Source organism: Embleya sp. NBC_00888 (genome assembly GCF_045207655.1).
GTDB lineage: Bacteria > Actinomycetota > Actinomycetes > Streptomycetales > Streptomycetaceae > Embleya.
In genome coordinates, this window is the sequence record NZ_CP108784.1 from 5,727,198 (window position 1) to 5,742,282 (window position 15,085).

Sequence of the window (15,085 nt, forward strand, 5' to 3'; positions counted from 1 at the left end):
CGCTTTATGGGGGCAATGTGTCCGCCGCCACCGAACTGGACCCCTCGGCGTCCGTACTCACGTTCTATGCGACCGAGTTCAGGCGCGAGCGCGAGAAGATCGGGATGACGCAGCGCGCGATGGCCAAACGAGCCTGGATGGCACCATCGCTGCTCAACAAGATCGAGTCGGCCAAACGGTTGCCGACGGAGGACCTCTCGAAGCTGGCCGACCAACTCTTCGGAACGGGCGACCGGTTCCAGCGGCTGTGGCCGTTGGTCATCCGGTACGCGTACCCGGCGTGGTTCAGGCCGTTCGTCGAGCTGGAGGAGGCCGCGTCGATCATTCGGTCGTTCCAGGTGCAGGTTGTGCCCGGGCTGCTTCAGACGGAGCGGTATGCACGCGCGGTGCTGGCAGCGAGGCGCCCGGATGCGAACGCACTGGAAGAGCAGGTCACGGCTCGGATGCGGCGGCAACGCATCTTTGAGCGCGCTGATCCTCCCGAGTTTCGTGCCGTCCTGGATGAGAACCTGCTGCGCCGCCGCTGGGGTAGTTCCGAAATCATGCGCGAACAGTTCGAACGAATCATCGAGATCGCACAGCAGCCTCGATTCGTGATCCAGGTAATTCCCTACGAAGCTGGAGGCCACGCCGGGGTTGGCGGGCCGTTCACAGCGCTTACGCTGGACGAAGGACCAGACGTGGTCTATGTGGACGGATTCCTGCAGGGGCAGATCCTGGCAGCTCCGACTGAGGTGAAGGCAGCTCAGCGGGCATACGATCTGTTGACTGCCGAGGCTCATTCGACCACAAGGTCAAGAGACCTGATCGTCTCCGCGCTGAAGGAATTGTGAGCCCATGATCACTAACGCGACCTTGTCCCAGCAGTGGCGCAAGAGCACCTACAGCAGCGACAACGGCGGCGACTGCGTCGAGGTCGCCGGTGGCCTCGCGGCAGTCCCCGTCCGCGACAGCAAGGCGCCCGCCCTCGGCCACCTCACCATCGCGCACGCCTCCTGGTCGGCCCTGCTGGACCGTGTACGCAGGTCCTGACGAACCAACGCAACCGAGCCCCAGGCCCGGCGCCTTCAGGCGCGGCCGGCCTGGGGCTCGGTTGCGTTGTCGTTCGGCGCGCTGCTGTGGGTGTGGCCCCGAGCAGCGGTCAGTCGGCGGATCCGGCCATCCCGGATACCCCAGGGCAATGGTGGCCGGAGGGTCGAACGCACGGACGTCGTCCGGCCCCGTAGGGGACGTGCGTCCCGGCGCGGAGCGGCTGCTGGACCGTGGCTGCGGAGCGGACAGGCAACCCGGCGCGGAGCGGCGGGCAAGGCAGCCGGCCTCAGGGCCCGGCCGGCCGCTCCGCGTTCGGGCGGAGCGACCCACCGTACGGTCGTTATTACCCGGCCACCCCGCCCGCGATCGTGCGTCTCTCGGTCGGTCTTGTCACGGCCGCTTGGCGCCGGTGCCGAGAAATTGTCGAGCCGAGTTGCTCGCGAAATTGTCGAGCCGAATCGCTCGCTTTGGTGTTCGGTGGGGGTGTTCGGTTCCTTCCTCGGCCTTGGGAGATCGCGTGGGTTCCACCATCCGGCACATCACCTTCGACTGTGCTCCGCCGTACGAGCCCTATGAACTCGCGCGGTTCTGGGGGCAGGTACTCGATCTTCCGGTGGACGCGGACGACTCGCCCGGTGACGACGAGGTCGGTCTGGACACGCCCGCAGGACAGGTGACGCTGTTGTTCGTGCGGGTGCCGGAGGCGAAGACGCTGAAGAACCGGGTGCACCTCGACCTGGAGCCCGGGCGTTCGCGCGAGGAGGAGGTCGAGCGGGTGCTCGCGCTCGGTGGCGTGATCGTCGACGACCGGCGCAAGCCGAACGGCCGGGGCTGGGTGGTCTTCGCGGACCCGAACACGTCGAACTACCAGTTCTGAGCGTATACCCCCTGGTCAGGGACGCGAAAGAGCCCCGCCCGGCACGGTGGCCAGACGGGGCAAGGGGGCGAGCTAGACAGCGAGGGTGATCGGCGGGAGCGGGTTACGTTCGGGCAGGTGGCGCGCGGCGGGCTGTTCGAGCGGCGGGAAAGCCGGGGCGTGCTCGGCGCATGCCCACAGAGTCCGCCCGGACGCACCGCGCCCGGACTCGATCACTTGTACCGGGACAAGGTCGGTCGCGCTCTCACAGCGGCAGCAGTGGCGGTAGGACGGGGCGAGTATCACCCGAACACCCCCGCCGCGCGTGCTGCGACGGTCCAGTCACGGGCGGGTCGTACGGTTGCTTCGGCGAGTTCGGCGTGTCGTGCTTCCGCTTGTCCCCGTTGTTCGGCCGCTTCTGCTTCGGCGCACTGCCGGCGCCACTCAGCGAGTTCGTCCGGCGTCATGAGATAAGGCCGGACGACGGTCGCCGAGTCCTGCATGGGCGGGTCGTCGTCGGCGGGGGTGGGCGGTACGAAGTCGCGCCACTGTGGGCGGGTCTGGGGCTTCGGGCTGGTGGGATGGCCCGGTCGGGGGTGCTTCCGATCGGCGGATCGGGCGTGCTTTCCGGCCGACTTCGGCGGGGTGAGCAGTCGGCGCAGCCATCCGAAAATGGCAGCGATAAAGTGGGTCACGTCGTCAGCTCCTTCAAAGCTGTCGGCCGATCCCGGGACCGTTGCTGCGGTCGCCGGGGCTTCTTCATTTGTGGGTTACGACCTGGTCGTCATCAAGCTCGGCGAACAGGTCGAAGCTCGGGAGTAGCGAGAAAGCGAAAACCCCGCCCCCGAACGGGAGCGGGGCCGTTGCGCTTGACCCTGTCAGGTGGGTCGGCGTAGTTCCCGGAGCGCTCGCGTAGCCCCGCTGTAGCGCGGTGCCTCGATCATCGGGTGCCGTTGCCGAAGCGTGCCGGTCACCTTCGCGCAGACGAAGCAGAACAGCGCGGTGGGCCATTCCGGGTCCGGCATGGTCTCGGCACCGCACACGGGGCATGTGGTCACGCGGGCGCTCCTTTCGCTGCCCGGCGCGTGTTACGCCGTCAGGTCGAACTCTCCCGCCTTGGCGCCCTCGATGAACGCGTTCCACTCGGCGGGGGTGTACTCCTGAACGCTACCCGTGACGCTGTGCCGGACGGCGACGACGCCGTTCACGTTGGTGGCCACCTCTACGCAGCGGGGATTGTTGTTGTTGTAGTCGCAGCGGCTTGACGTGCGGTACTCGTACTTGGGCATGTGTTCGCCTCCTGTGTAGTCCCGTGGTGCGTTGCCTTGCCGGTTGTGCAGTCCCCGCCCGGTGTTCATCCCCGAGCATCGGGCGGGGCGAATGTGGGGGTCAGTGCGGCGGCTTGGCCCGGTACAGCTTGGAGCCTTTCAGCATGTACGGCATGCCGCCCGGCGGAAGCACCATGACCACTTGGTCGTTGTCGAGTCCGGGCGAGTCCTCGGCTCGTTCGACCCGTCCGGCGGGGTAGGCGTCGTGGCTCATGCCGGGGCGCGGGGCGACCCAATCGCCAACGGCGTACCGCAGTGGCAACGGGCGTTCGCGTGGCGGCAATTCCCGCGCCACGATGATCGGGTCCGCGATCCCGTCCGGACCGACGACGAAGCCCGCTTCACGGCTCACGACGACCGCCCCGCGCCGAGGGATGGCCGCCGCGAAGCCAACCGGGGATACCGAGCACGAACGCGGCGGATGATCCACTCCCGCATCGCGTACCGATCCGGGCTTAACGTCCGCAGTGCGCCGGTCGGATGCGTCGACTTCTTCATGCCACTCCCTTCCCGGACAGATCAACTTGCATATCCAAGTCATCCCCACCGTAGGCTTCGTGACTTGGATATGCAAGATGATGCGCCGAGTCTGGGGTCGGAGCCTCAAGATCAACTTTCAGGGGACGTCGATCACGTATCGGAAGACGTGACGGTCGCACGGGACTCGCGAGTCCAGGACTTCCACGACCTCACCGGAGGCGACGTGCGCGCTCCGGAACACTCGTGCGAGCGGTACGCCTGGCGGAATCGCGAGTTCTTCCGTTTCCTTCGGAGTCGGCATCCGGATGACCAGGTCTTCGACGAACTGAACGATCCGTTGTTTGATCGGTCCTTCGGGGTCTTCGATCAACCGACTGACGCCGCCGCGAATCCGCGAAGATTCCGCAACAGGGGTATCGGCGAATCGATCGGCAGGGTAGTAGCCGTCCACGTTTTGCATTGGCTCGCCGTTCACGAAGAATCGGCGGCGACGGAGGATAACGGGAGTGCCCGTCTCGACTCCCAGACGCTCGGCAATTTCCGCCGGTGCCGGGATGATCTCCACGGCAAGGATTTCCTGTTTCGCCCGGAGTCCCTGCGCAATAGCCTCGGCGTTATAATTTGCGACTCCCGTGTCTCGACGGTGCCGGAAGTTGGTGCCGGTCGTGAGAAACTGAACGTTCGGGCGTGGGCGAACGAAAACGCCTTTGCCCTGGTTGCTGATCAGGAGTCCATCGGCTTTGAGCAACGCGAGCGATTTGCGCACCGTGGCGCGGGTTGTGCCGTACCGATCCTTGAGGTCGTTCTCGGAAGGCAACCGCGCACCGGGAGCAAGTTCACCGGACAGGATCGATGCGCGCAGGTCATCGGCAATCCTTCGGAACAGCGGGGCATCCCGATCGGGCATCACAACGTCACCTCCACTTGGCTATGCAAGCAAGGCTATGCCATCTCACCGGTGGCCTCACTCGGCGAAGGCCCAACCCGTCAGGCTGTGAATCGTGATCGCGACTACGGGACCCTCCGGTGTGTGCTCTCGGTACTGCGGATATTTCTCCCTCAGCAAGGCAACGGGTGCGGCGCGGCGTGGGTCGTTCTCCCAAATCTCGGCGTGTCCGTCGGCGCGGACCCACCAGAGTTCAGACCAATCGTCGGCGTATCGATCGACCAGGATTGATACTCGACTATTCTCCTGGATATTACGCAGTCGCCGTAGATTGGATGAAACCTTCGGTTTGTGATCGACGGCGAAATACAACATTCCTCCTTCGAATGCGAATGTGATGGGAACCATATGCGGCTCGCCAGTACCCGACACAGTGGCCAAACGGGCTACGCGGGATTCACGGAAGCGCGTGCATGCTTCATCAGGATTCAGCCTCATACCGTGACGGTACATTGGCATCGATGGGCCGACAACAATCACGAACAGTAAACACAGAAGGGCCCCGGAGTGCGCTCCCGTAATTGGGGGCGTACTCCGGGGCCCTGTCTGTGTCACGGGTCCTTCCGTCTCGCGGTTCGGTGCCTGGTCGAACGGCGTGACGTTGCAGCCCGGTGGGGTTACCAGAGAACTAGTCCCAGATGTCCGAATCCGTCGTCTCTCGGTCCGGCGGGACAAGGCCGGTGCGTACGCTCGGCGAGAGACCCAACTCGCTTACGTATCAGGCAAGTTGTGCGGCGATCATGGTCGGTGGGGCGGATCCGAAACCAATAGTTGATACTCGCAACGGTTGTATGGCCCCACACAAACGGTCCAATGAGCCGCGCTGGTTTCTTCTCTCCCTGCCGCCGAATCAGGCCGGAGGGAGGGGGTCCCCGCCTGGGCTGCGCGCTCAACTCAGCCCGGACTCGCGCTCAGAGCGACGCTCGGCAGCGAAGCCGCCCGGCTGACGACGTGCCGTCTCGCCGTTGTGGCAGCGCACACACAGCGGACGCAGACGCTCGGGCGCGTCGGGATCGGTCACGCCCTGGTCGACCAGGACACGGCGACTGAGCGGGAAGTGGTCGGCAACCACGGCAGGCGCGGCGCACAGCACACACCACGGGTTCGCGTACAGGTATGCGCGGCGGATGCGACGCCAACGGGCCGAGTCGTACCGAGGTGACACCTCATCACGTAGTCGGTTCGCCTGCCGTCTGTGCTTCGCGCACTGCCCGCCCGAGGTCAGCTCGGGACACCCGGGGATCGGGCAAGGGGGGCGGGGCTTGCGGGGCATGGGGGGTCCTTTCCCGGGCCCGGGGGACAGTGGTGAATCCCCCGGGCCCGTTGCCGTCAGGTGGCGCCCGTACGGGCCTTACGTGCCTTCACGGCGGCCGAGTAGCACGGCACACAGAACGACCGCCGGTAGCCGGGCATGTCCGGGCGGGCTACGCCACGCGAGACCAGCTCGCGCCGAGTCAACGGCCAGTGAGCCGAGACGTCCGCCCCCTGCCCACAGACCGAACAGAACGGGCTCACATGCCTACTCGGATCCCGAAGCATCCGCCCCCCTCCGCGGAGCGATGACCGGCGGATCGATCGGCACCCCGCCCGGCCCGAGCGGCGTCACGTCGATCAAGGCCAGGCCGTCATCGACCGAACGCTGTCGACGGATACCGCGCGGCATCGGAGCCCCGCCGTTCACGACCGGCAAGGAATCGGGGGTGTCACTCCACACGGGGCGACCCAATGCGTCCCGGGGGAAGTACGGATAGTCCCCGTTCGGGCCGGGGTCCAACGCGTCAACGGCCATGGCTAGTCCGTGCCCTTCACGTAGGCGTCGCGCTCGGCGGTGAGTTCCTTGTCGTACTCGCCCCCGATCTCAGTTGCCTTCGCATCCGCCAATTTCACAATGTCTTGGAGTAGGGACGACTCGTACCAGCGTTGTTCCGGAATAGTGTTCACCTCGCCCAATACCGTCTGAGCAGCCTGCGCGGCATCCAGAACGTGCCGGCGCTTCTCACGCCCGGCGCGGTATTCGGCATAGGCAATGAACCAGGGTTCGGCGCTGATCAGTTCCTTGAACCGCTCATGCGCGGCTTTCCCATCTTGGATCACCGCGTCGGCGCGCTCCCGATACGTCTTGAGGTAGTCACGGCTGTACTGCTTACGACGCTCGGCCTGCCGCTCGGTTTCCGCCACTCGCGCGGCCTCTAGCGCTGCATGAGCTTCGGCAAGCGGAGTCGAGTACCTCTCGGCTTGTGCTTGCAGCTTGGCCAGCTTCTCGGCGGCCTTCTCAACCTCGGAACTCATGCGGTCACTCCCTCGTTTCCAGCGGCGGACACGTCACGGCCGCTCTGCGCGGCGATCTTCTTGTCGTTCAGGTAATACCCGAGCGACATCCGGAGAGTGGGGCTCAATCGGCCCGCACCGTCCGGATTGCTGACACTCAACTCGGCGAGACGTTCCATTTCCGCGCTGTACTTCCAAAGCCCGGCGCGAAGTCGAAGCTTCGTCGCCTGCCGATCCGGATTCTCCGAGTAATGCTCGGCCTTCATAATCATTCATCCACTCCATGTGTGCGCATGAAAAAACCCCCGAAAGGACTTTCAGGGGAAGACTGGATTACTGCTACTCGATCGCCTACGCGGCGGAAACCATCCCGTGCTCACGCCCCGGCAGGACAACCCGGAACCCCCACGGGCCACGCGCCCCCATCGGACCGAAGCGACCGTCACGGCCGAGAACACCCCGGGCCAACACCAGGAAAGCCCGATCCCCGATCACCGCATCCGGGCACGCAAGCCGGAACGCTGCCAACAAGTCACGGCGCGACGCGAAACCCCCCGCCGACTGACGGCACAGCGAAAGCCACCTCTCCGGCGACATAGCCGACTCGCGCCGAAACAACGGATCACCCGAGACGATCTCTTTGAGATCCCGGACCACGGGGCCGGACAGGTACCGCAGACCCTTGGCCAGCGACCCCCAGGAAACCGGGCGGAGTTCCTCGGTCCTGACTGGCCGACCGTCGCGGGATAGAGGAACGTTCGGCAGGCCGTACACCTCGGGTCCTGCGTGCTCCAATTCCCGTAGGTAGTCGGCGAACACCGGACGCCATAGGGCCGGGTCCAACGGCGCGTGGGGCGGTTCCGACCGAACCCAACAGCGCGATACGGGGCACCACAACGCCGGGGGGCGTATGCCGTGTGCGACGGATCGCAACACTTCCGATATCACGGGAACATCGGACACTGTGATTCTCACTTCTGGTCACCTTTCAATCACTGTACCCCCGCCGTCTTGCAAGACAGGAGCAGACAACTCGCAAGCCCTGTGCAAGAAACACACAACTAAAAAGAGCTATGACCATTACTGATGCAACATCAGCAAGTCACATGGCTCTACTTGAGACCTGGCACTTAACAGACCCCCGTCACCGCGTCACTTCGTCATCCGTCCGGCCCTGCCCCCCGGGTGGGGTCGGCAGGGGCTCTTGTCCCCCGGGATTGTGGGGCGCTGCGATGTCCTGCGATACGGGTCGAATCGTTCAATCCGGACTTGTGATCCGCGTCGCACCCGATCGCAGGTCGAGAAAGGGGCTCATTACCTGTAGTGGTCAGTGGTCGTCCGCAAAAGGTCCCGAACCACTCGATCCGGACTTGTGATCCCCGTCTCACCTTCGTTCACGGCGGGGTGGGGGTGACGTGGTGATGTTCGAAGGGCCTGCCTGGGGATGTATTAGAAAGTTCTTAAGGCATCCCAGGGACACCCCTTTGAACATCACCACGTCACTCCGTGCCCCGTCCGGCCACACGCGCCCGTCTGCGGGCATGACAAAGCCCCGGGGTCCAAGTGGATCCGCCGGGGCTTCCGGTGCCTCACAGGGGCCGCTACGCGGCTACAGGCTCCATCAGGCGCAGCCGTACGCGCCCGATGGTGGGCACGTCCGGGCGTTCGGGGTTCGAGTAGTCCTCGACAACGGCCATCAACTCCTCTATCGCCGGGTCCAGGTCGCCGCGCACGGTGAACTCGACTCGGGACTCGTCAAGCTTGCGCCACCCGCCACGCGTACCCCGCTTGACCGTGAGCCGGGCGCCGGCCTCCACGAGCATGGCGCGCCTGCCCGCCATGTCGGCGCCGGCCCACTCGTCGGCGAACGTACGCCCGGTGCCCACGACTTCCCGCACGGGTTCGACCTTGGGGCGGGCTTCCAGTTCCGCTAGGCGGGTGTCGAGAGCGTCCGCGCGCTGCTGCCACGCCGCACGTCCGGCGTTCGACTTCTGCCGTCCCTTCTCCTCCTGGTGTGTCTCGAACTCGGCGAGTGTCGCGGCGATCTCCGGGGCGGGGTCGTATCCGGGCACGACGCGCACGGTGTGTATCTCGATCCCGCCGACCATGCGCAGGAACTCGCGCTCTGCGTAGGCGTCCGCCCAATCGGCGCGAACGTTCGCCGGAAGGTCACAACTTGCCCCGCGCGCATGGGCGTTGCACTTGTAATGCCCGTTCACCGCATTGCCTTTGCGGGTCGGGTTCGACTGGTACATGCGTGCCTCGCACGTGTGGCAGTGGATAACCCGCAGCAACAGCGCACCCGTGTCCTTGCGTTCGCTGCTGTCGATGGCACGTTCGGCAAACAGCTCGCCGATTCGGTCGAACTCGGCGCGGGTCAGGATCGGGTCGGCGGTCGCCATTACCGGGGCGCCCTGGGCGTTGCGTACCGGGTTGTCCTTGTGCATTTTCCAGCCGAGCAGTGTCGGGGATGTCAACAGTCGCTTGATGGTCGTTGGGTTCCACATGAACCGTTCGCGGCTGACTCCCTTCTCGCCCTTGGCTCCGCCGGGCTTGCCGCCCGTGGCGCGTTGCTTCTTCAGTGACCAGTGATCGCGCGGTGTGGCGACCTGGTCGGTGTTGAGCCCGAGGGCAATGGCACTCGCGGTCTTGCCGGAGATCAGTTCGCGAATGATGCGCTCAATCACCTCAACGGCATCGGGGTCGGGGATCAGGGTTTGGCCGGAACCGCCGAACTCGGCGGGCATGGGGGCGGGCATGTACCCGTACGGGGGGCGTGCGCCGCGCCACCGAAGCGGCATGGTGCGCATGGCGGCTTGCGCGCCGGTCACGCGTTCCTTGATCGCCCAAGCTTCCATCTCGGCCGCGAACGCGAACTGATTGAGCATCATTCGCGTGACGGGGTCCATCGGGTTGCGGAAATCGAACGTCTGCAAGCCCCCGCCGACCCCGTGCGCGAACACGAGCATCTTGCGGTGTTCAATGGCCCACTTCGCGAGGTCGTGCATGTCCTGCTGGGATCGAACGGCGCGGTCGAAGCGCCACCACACGATCGCGTCGTACGCGTCCGGGCGGGTGAGCCAGTCGCCCAATTCGGGCCGGTCGAACGGGGTGGTCTTGGACGCGCTCACGTCCAGGTCGAGGGCTTCCCCGACGAATTCGATGTTTAGCGCGCCGGCGGCCTGGTCGTTCGCGTCACGCTGTCGGGTGGGTGAGGTGGTCTCATCGGTCAGTACGGAAAGGCGGATGGCACTGATGCCCCGCAACGTAAACGTCTCCACACCTGGTGTGGGGTTCAGTGCTTGCCCGCCCCTGTGCGACGGAACGGCGTGTGTGTCGGTAGCGGTCAGCGTTGGCCCGTCCCCCTGTGACGAAAGGTTCTCTCGGGGATATGAAGGGATCGGTGATGACTCGCCGCTGGTCGAAGGATTGCGCTGCATACCCTCTGTAGGGATCAACGATCGCCCGGAATGCTCTGCGGAGCCCACATTCCCTAGGGGGAGCGAGGGTTTCCCCGTGGCGCTGACCTGCACAGATGCCGACATGAAACAGGGCCTCCAGAACACCTAGACAAGCGTGTTCGGAGACCCGGCCGGGAACGAGTTCTGCATCGAGGCGAGCGAGGCGGACCGAGCCGCGGTGCTGGAACACGAGCGGGCGGCGGCGGCCGAAGCGCAGTGAGGCGGCCCGCGATGCTTTTTCGGGTCGACCCCCGCCGACCAACCTGACGAACCACCCGGCTGCGCCGCCCACTTCCGGGCGACGCAGCCCCGTCACAGGTTGACGGTCGGTTCGGTCGAGGACGTGTGGGTGAGGAATGTGCCGTCGGCGGTGTAGACGTCGGCGCCGTCGGGCGTCTCGGGCGTGGTCGTCGGGAAGCGGGTCTCGGCCGTGGGTACTTCGAGGTAGTACGCGAACCAGCCGGGCTTTCCGGAGAGGGTGAGGGTTCGGGCTTCGAGGGTGCGACCGTTCACGGTCACGAACACTCGGCCCACCGGGGCGGCGCCTCGATAGGCACCGGTGTACAGAGTCGAGTCGGGGCCTCGGAAGACCCGCAGATCGGCGTCGTCGGGGTGGGACCTCGGATCCAGGACCGCCTCTCCGTACTGATTGCCGGTGGGTGCGGCATTCGACACGAAGTGGTAGCCGTCCGAGGTGAGCCACGTGCTGTGCCGGAAGCCGGTGTCGACGCGCTGGTCGGGGGCGACCACGAGTGGCTGCACGGTGGGTGGCGGGAGCGGTCGGCGGGTCTGTTCCGGCGCGACGGCCGACCGGTGTGCGGACGGCGAGGAGTCGAGTACGCCGCCCAGGCCCAGGCCCAGCACGCCGAGCGCGGCCACCGTCGCGGCCAGGCCGGCGGCCCGACGCCGGGTGCGCAGTGCTCGGCCGCGGCGCATCGTCGACTCGATCGGTGCGGCGCCGACCGCGGCCCGGGCGGCGGATTCGCCGAGCATCGCGCGCAGTACGTCGTGGTCCTCGTTCACCGGGCTTCTTCCTTCGTCAGCGCGTCCGTGTTCCGGAGGCCGTGCAACGCGCCGTCCTGGCGCAGCTTCGCCAGCCCCCGGGAAACCTGGCTTTTTGCCGTGCCCAGTCCGACCCCGAGGGCCGCGGCGACCTCCGCCTGCGACATGTCCTCGAAATAGCTCAGCACCACCGCGGCGCGTTGCCGGGCGGGCAGGCGGGCGAGAGCCGTCAGCAACACGTCGCGGTCGGCGAGCCGCCCGGTTCGGTCCGAGGTGGCAACGTCCGGTACACGGGCGGTGATCCACTCCCGGACGCGGCGTCGTCGATGCCGGTCCGTGTGCACGTTGACCATGATCTGCCGTACATAGCCGTCGATGTTCTCGCTGTGCCGGACACGCTCCCATTTCGCGTAGACCCTGGCCAACGTGCTCTGGGCGAGGTCCTCCGCGTCGTGGTGATTGCCGCCGGTGAGGAGAAACGCGGTGCGCAGCAGGTGCGACCAGCGGCTGCTCATGAAGTCCCGGAACTCCGCGTCCTTCGTGGTGTTCAAGCGAATCCTCAACTGGATGGCCCGGCTGCGCCGGAGATCGGACGGCGTGCCGGTGGTGCGAGGCGAGCGCTCGCCTCGCACCACCGGCAGGTCATCGTGCGAACCCCCGTGCGTTCGGTCGAGGGGTCCGGTCGAGCGTTGCTACAGACTCGCGAGCACGGTGCCGTCCGCCGCGTAGACCTTGACGGGAGCGGTGAACGGGGGGTCGAGCTTCGACTGCGGGAGGGGCACCACGGGGCCCTCGACGTAGAACGCGGACCAGCCCGGGGAGCCCGCGAGGGTCAGCAGCTTCGCCTCCAGCGTCCGCCCCGCGACCTCCACGGTCACCCGGGCGACCACGCCGTTGCCTCGGTAGGCACCGGTGTACAGATTGGACCCCCGTCCCTCGTACGCGCGGATGTCGACGGTGCCGACCGGGAAGTCCCTGAAGAGGACGGCCTCGCCGAACTGTGCGCCATGCTGGGCCGCGTTCTGGACGAAGTGATAGCCCTCCGTGGTGAGCCACGTGGAGTTGCCGCCGCCGACGTCGATCCGCTCCTCGGGGTCGACCACGCGCGCCGGCGAGGACGCGACGGGAGCGGCGGGTGCGGCGGGCGCGGCGGCGACTCGGGTCGGCTGCGGACCGGTCGGATCGGCCGGGTTGTCGTCGCCGGACGCGAACGCCACGCCGCCCAGGGCGACCACGGCCGCCGCGCCGAGAGCGGCGACGAGTATGCGGGTGCGGCTTCGCCGCGTGGTCGAGGTCATCGTCATCAGAAGGCTCCGATTGTCGTGCCGAGCAGGTGACTTGGGCCGGATCGTCGACCCGGCCACCCCTCCTGACGGGACGATTCCGGAAATCGTTGCTCGGCCGAGGACGGATCTTTTTCGCGCCCCCGGTCGCGCCGACGCGTGCCGATGTGCCGACGCACCGACGCGCGGCAACCGGAGGACCGGCGAGGCGCCGGACCTCCGCCCGCGCCGAAGGACTCAGCTCACGTCGGCCCGGCGGTGGTGGTGGATCTCGGTCGGCGCCGCGGGTGTGGCGTGCGCGCCCGCACCGTGGCGCAGCAGCCACGCGGTGGCCTCGTCGCTCGGCAGCGCCTTGGACATCAACCAGCCCTGGGCCGCGTCGCAGCCCAGTTCGCGCAGGCGCTGGTAGGTGGCCTCGTCCTCGACGCCCTCGGCGACCACGCGCAAACCCAGCGAGTGGGCGAGTTGCACGATCGAGCAGACGATCGCGGCGTCCTCCTCGTTCATGGTCAGGCGGGCCACGAACGACCGGTCGATCTTGATCTCGCTCACCGGGATGTGCCGCAGGTGCACGAGCGAGGAGTAGCCGGTGCCGAAGTCGTCCAGAGACAGCCGCACGCCCAACCGGCGCAGCGCGTCCAGCGATTCGGCGGCCCGCTGCGGTTCCTCCAGGAGCACCCGTTCGGTGATCTCCAACTGCAACGCGCCCGCCGACACCCCGTGTTCATGCAGGCCGGCCGCCACCGAGTCGGCGAACGAGGGCACATGGATGTCGCGCGCGGAGATGTTCACCGCGACCGGGACGTCGATGCCCTCCGCGTGCCAGCGCGCCACCTGGTCCAGTGCGACGTCCACCACGTAGCGGGTGAGTCGGGGCATCAGCCCGGTCTGTTCGGCCAGTAGTACGAACTCCTCGGGCGAGACCTGACCCCGGGTCGGATGCCGCCAGCGCACCAGCGCCTCGCAGCCGTCCACCCGACCGTCGGCCAGCCGAATCTTCGGCTGGTAGTGCAACTCGACCTCGTGGTTGTCCAGGGCCCGCCGCAGATCGCCGAGCAGCAGCAGCTTGTCCCGGGTGTTCACGTCGCGCGAGTCGTCGTACAACTCCACGCCGCTGCGCGAGCGCTTGGCCAAGTACATCGCCACGTCGGCGAATTGCAGCAGTCCCAGCACGTCGGAGGCGTGATCCGGGAAGATCGCGACCCCGACGCTGGCCTCGACGTCCAGCGTCAACTCGTCCAGGTCGAACGGCTCGCCGAGGCGGTCGACGATGCGATGGGCGAGCCCGAGGACCACCTCCTGCGCGGTCTGCCGATCCGCGCCCATGTCCAATCCCGGGAGCAGCAGGGCGAATTCGTCGCCGCCGAGGCGGGCCACCGTGTCCCCGGGGCGGACCAGCGTCTCCAGGCGCGCGCCGACCTGCTGCAACAGCCGGTCGCCGGCGACGTGTCCGAGCGTGTCGTTGACCTCGTGGAAGCGGTGCAGGTCGAGCAGCAACAGGGCGACCCGGCCGCCTCGGCCGCCGGCCCGGCCCAGCGCCTCCTCGCCGCGCTCCAGTAACAACCGCCGGTTCGGCAGGCCGGTGAGCGCGTCGTGCCGTGACTCCTGCTCACGGTCGAAACGCACCATCGTGCTGCGGTAGAGGGTGTGCAGCGGGACCACGAACAGCGGCAGCAGCCAGGGCTGTTCCGCGGCCACGACGGCGATCAGCGGGGACAGGCCGATCAGCGCTCCGTGCGAGACCACCCGTTGCCGCAACTCGGCGCGCACGAGCGTGAACACACTCGTCCCGCGCCAACTCGCCCGGGCCAGCCATCCGGACATCTGCGACACGGCCGCCATCGCGAGCCCGGCCAGCGCGACCACGGGGAAGTCCACCACGCTCAGCCCGCGTGCCTCGTCCGGACCCGGCTCGATGCCGAACAGCCCGAGCACCACGTCGGCGGCGATGAAGGCGAGTACGTAGTGGCCCATGGTGTAGCCGACCCGCCACCACGAATCGCCTCTGAGCAGGCCGGAGACCAGGACCGGAACGGCCTGCCACAGCGCGGCGACCTGCCACCCGTGCACGAGCAGCAGGCCGAACGTGATGGCGATCGACGGCATGGCGCCGGGGATGTACAACCCCCGGCGCGTGAGCGCCGTGTACACGCCGTCGATCGACACCAACGCGAGCATGATCCACACGCCGGGTGTCAGCGGGACCGGACAATGACCGTCTGCCAGGGCGATCGTGGGTGGTACGACGAGTGCGAACACGCCGACCAGTGCGACCAACCCGGTGTGGATGAAGAACGCGCGTGGTCGCGCCAGTCGCGACAGGTCCGTCCTGCCGATCCGACCCATGCGCCTGCTCCCTGCGGCCTCGTCGGGCGGCATCCCGGGCGCCGGGACGGGTACGCCTGTGGGGCACCGAGCCCGCCGGGTGG

17 protein-coding genes are annotated in these 15,085 nt (G+C 67.1%); 3 read left to right on the forward strand and 14 right to left on the reverse strand.

Going from position 1 to position 15,085, the window contains the following annotated elements:
• The first annotated feature begins 17 nt into the window (after window positions 1-17).
• The 3 genes from OG948_RS24560 to OG948_RS24570 all read left to right on the forward strand — a co-directional run bounded on the left by OG948_RS24560 (window position 18) and on the right by OG948_RS24570 (window position 1,909).
• Window positions 18-833 (forward strand): Scr1 family TA system antitoxin-like transcriptional regulator, encoded by an 816-nt coding sequence (locus OG948_RS24560; protein WP_406298541.1) that lies wholly within the window; start codon window positions 18-20, stop codon window positions 831-833.
• A 4-nt stretch (window positions 834-837) separates the two neighbouring features.
• A complete protein-coding gene (locus OG948_RS24565; RefSeq protein WP_406298542.1) occupies window positions 838-1,032 on the forward strand; it encodes a DUF397 domain-containing protein in 195 nt (64 codons plus the stop codon).
• 517 nt (window positions 1,033-1,549) lie between these two features.
• On the forward strand, window positions 1,550-1,909 hold the full coding sequence (locus tag OG948_RS24570) for a VOC family protein (protein ID WP_406298543.1): 360 nt from the start codon (window positions 1,550-1,552) through the stop codon (window positions 1,907-1,909).
• A 281-nt stretch (window positions 1,910-2,190) separates the two neighbouring features.
• On the opposite strand, the gene OG948_RS24575 is transcribed toward OG948_RS24570, so the two are convergent.
• From OG948_RS24575 to OG948_RS24640, 14 genes are all read right to left on the reverse strand, one after another.
• On the reverse strand, window positions 2,191-2,583 hold the full coding sequence (locus OG948_RS24575; protein WP_406298544.1) for a hypothetical protein: 393 nt from the start codon (window positions 2,581-2,583) through the stop codon (window positions 2,191-2,193).
• A gap of 183 nt (window positions 2,584-2,766) precedes the next feature.
• Complete coding sequence (locus tag OG948_RS24580; RefSeq protein WP_406298545.1) at window positions 2,767-2,946, reverse strand: hypothetical protein; 180 nt, start codon at window positions 2,944-2,946, stop codon at window positions 2,767-2,769.
• A 30-nt stretch (window positions 2,947-2,976) separates the two neighbouring features.
• A complete protein-coding gene (locus OG948_RS24585; protein ID WP_406298546.1) occupies window positions 2,977-3,177 on the reverse strand; it encodes a DUF397 domain-containing protein in 201 nt (66 codons plus the stop codon).
• 100 nt (window positions 3,178-3,277) lie between these two features.
• Window positions 3,278-3,568, reverse strand: coding sequence for a hypothetical protein (locus OG948_RS24590; RefSeq protein ID WP_406298547.1), 291 nt, complete (start codon window positions 3,566-3,568; stop codon window positions 3,278-3,280).
• Window positions 3,569-3,832: 264 nt separating this feature from the next.
• Entirely contained in the window at window positions 3,833-4,603 is a 771-nt protein-coding gene (locus OG948_RS24595; RefSeq protein ID WP_406298548.1) for a GntR family transcriptional regulator, read from the reverse strand.
• Window positions 4,604-4,660: 57 nt separating this feature from the next.
• Entirely contained in the window at window positions 4,661-5,080 is a 420-nt protein-coding gene (locus tag OG948_RS24600) for a TIGR03668 family PPOX class F420-dependent oxidoreductase (protein ID WP_406298549.1), read from the reverse strand.
• 451 nt (window positions 5,081-5,531) lie between these two features.
• Window positions 5,532-5,807, reverse strand: coding sequence for a hypothetical protein (locus tag OG948_RS24605; protein ID WP_406298550.1), 276 nt, complete (start codon window positions 5,805-5,807; stop codon window positions 5,532-5,534).
• Window positions 5,808-6,433: 626 nt separating this feature from the next.
• Window positions 6,434-6,931: a hypothetical protein gene (locus OG948_RS24610; protein ID WP_406298551.1), complete on the reverse strand. Its 498-nt coding sequence runs from the start codon at window positions 6,929-6,931 to the stop codon at window positions 6,434-6,436.
• Window positions 6,928-7,182, reverse strand: a complete 255-nt coding sequence (locus OG948_RS24615) for a hypothetical protein (RefSeq protein ID WP_406298552.1) — start codon at window positions 7,180-7,182, stop codon at window positions 6,928-6,930. The genes OG948_RS24610 and OG948_RS24615 overlap by 4 nt, the downstream gene beginning before the upstream one ends.
• 1,329 nt (window positions 7,183-8,511) lie before the next feature.
• A complete protein-coding gene (locus OG948_RS24620; protein WP_406298553.1) occupies window positions 8,512-10,191 on the reverse strand; it encodes a recombinase family protein in 1,680 nt (559 codons plus the stop codon).
• A gap of 492 nt (window positions 10,192-10,683) precedes the next feature.
• Window positions 10,684-11,394: a hypothetical protein gene (locus OG948_RS24625; protein WP_406298554.1), complete on the reverse strand. Its 711-nt coding sequence runs from the start codon at window positions 11,392-11,394 to the stop codon at window positions 10,684-10,686.
• Complete coding sequence (locus OG948_RS24630) at window positions 11,391-11,924, reverse strand: SigE family RNA polymerase sigma factor (RefSeq protein WP_406298555.1); 534 nt, start codon at window positions 11,922-11,924, stop codon at window positions 11,391-11,393. Before OG948_RS24630 ends, OG948_RS24625 begins: the two co-directional genes overlap by 4 nt.
• A gap of 141 nt (window positions 11,925-12,065) precedes the next feature.
• The gene (locus OG948_RS24635; protein WP_406298556.1) at window positions 12,066-12,677 is read right to left on the reverse strand and encodes a hypothetical protein; all 612 of its coding nucleotides are present in this window, start codon (window positions 12,675-12,677) and stop codon (window positions 12,066-12,068) included.
• A 216-nt stretch (window positions 12,678-12,893) separates the two neighbouring features.
• Window positions 12,894-15,002: a putative bifunctional diguanylate cyclase/phosphodiesterase gene (locus OG948_RS24640; RefSeq protein WP_406298557.1), complete on the reverse strand. Its 2,109-nt coding sequence runs from the start codon at window positions 15,000-15,002 to the stop codon at window positions 12,894-12,896.
• Between the last annotated feature and the right edge of the window lie 83 nt (window positions 15,003-15,085).

Excerpts from the sequence above, each read along its gene's own strand:
- OG948_RS24635 (WP_406298556.1), bottom strand. The coding sequence starts at position 12,677 with ATGACGATGACCTCGACCACGCGGCGAAGCCGCACCCGCATACTCGTC.
- OG948_RS24600 (WP_406298549.1), bottom strand. The coding sequence starts at position 5,080 with ATGAGGCTGAATCCTGATGAAGCATGCACGCGCTTCCGTGAATCCCGC.
- OG948_RS24585 (WP_406298546.1), bottom strand. The coding sequence starts at position 3,177 with ATGCCCAAGTACGAGTACCGCACGTCAAGCCGCTGCGACTACAACAAC.
- OG948_RS24615 (WP_406298552.1), bottom strand. The coding sequence starts at position 7,182 with ATGATTATGAAGGCCGAGCATTACTCGGAGAATCCGGATCGGCAGGCG.
- OG948_RS24610 (WP_406298551.1), bottom strand. The coding sequence starts at position 6,931 with ATGAGTTCCGAGGTTGAGAAGGCCGCCGAGAAGCTGGCCAAGCTGCAA.
- OG948_RS24565 (WP_406298542.1), top strand. The coding sequence starts at position 838 with ATGATCACTAACGCGACCTTGTCCCAGCAGTGGCGCAAGAGCACCTAC.
- OG948_RS24640 (WP_406298557.1), bottom strand. The coding sequence starts at position 15,002 with ATGGGTCGGATCGGCAGGACGGACCTGTCGCGACTGGCGCGACCACGC.
- OG948_RS24595 (WP_406298548.1), bottom strand. The coding sequence starts at position 4,603 with ATGCCCGATCGGGATGCCCCGCTGTTCCGAAGGATTGCCGATGACCTG.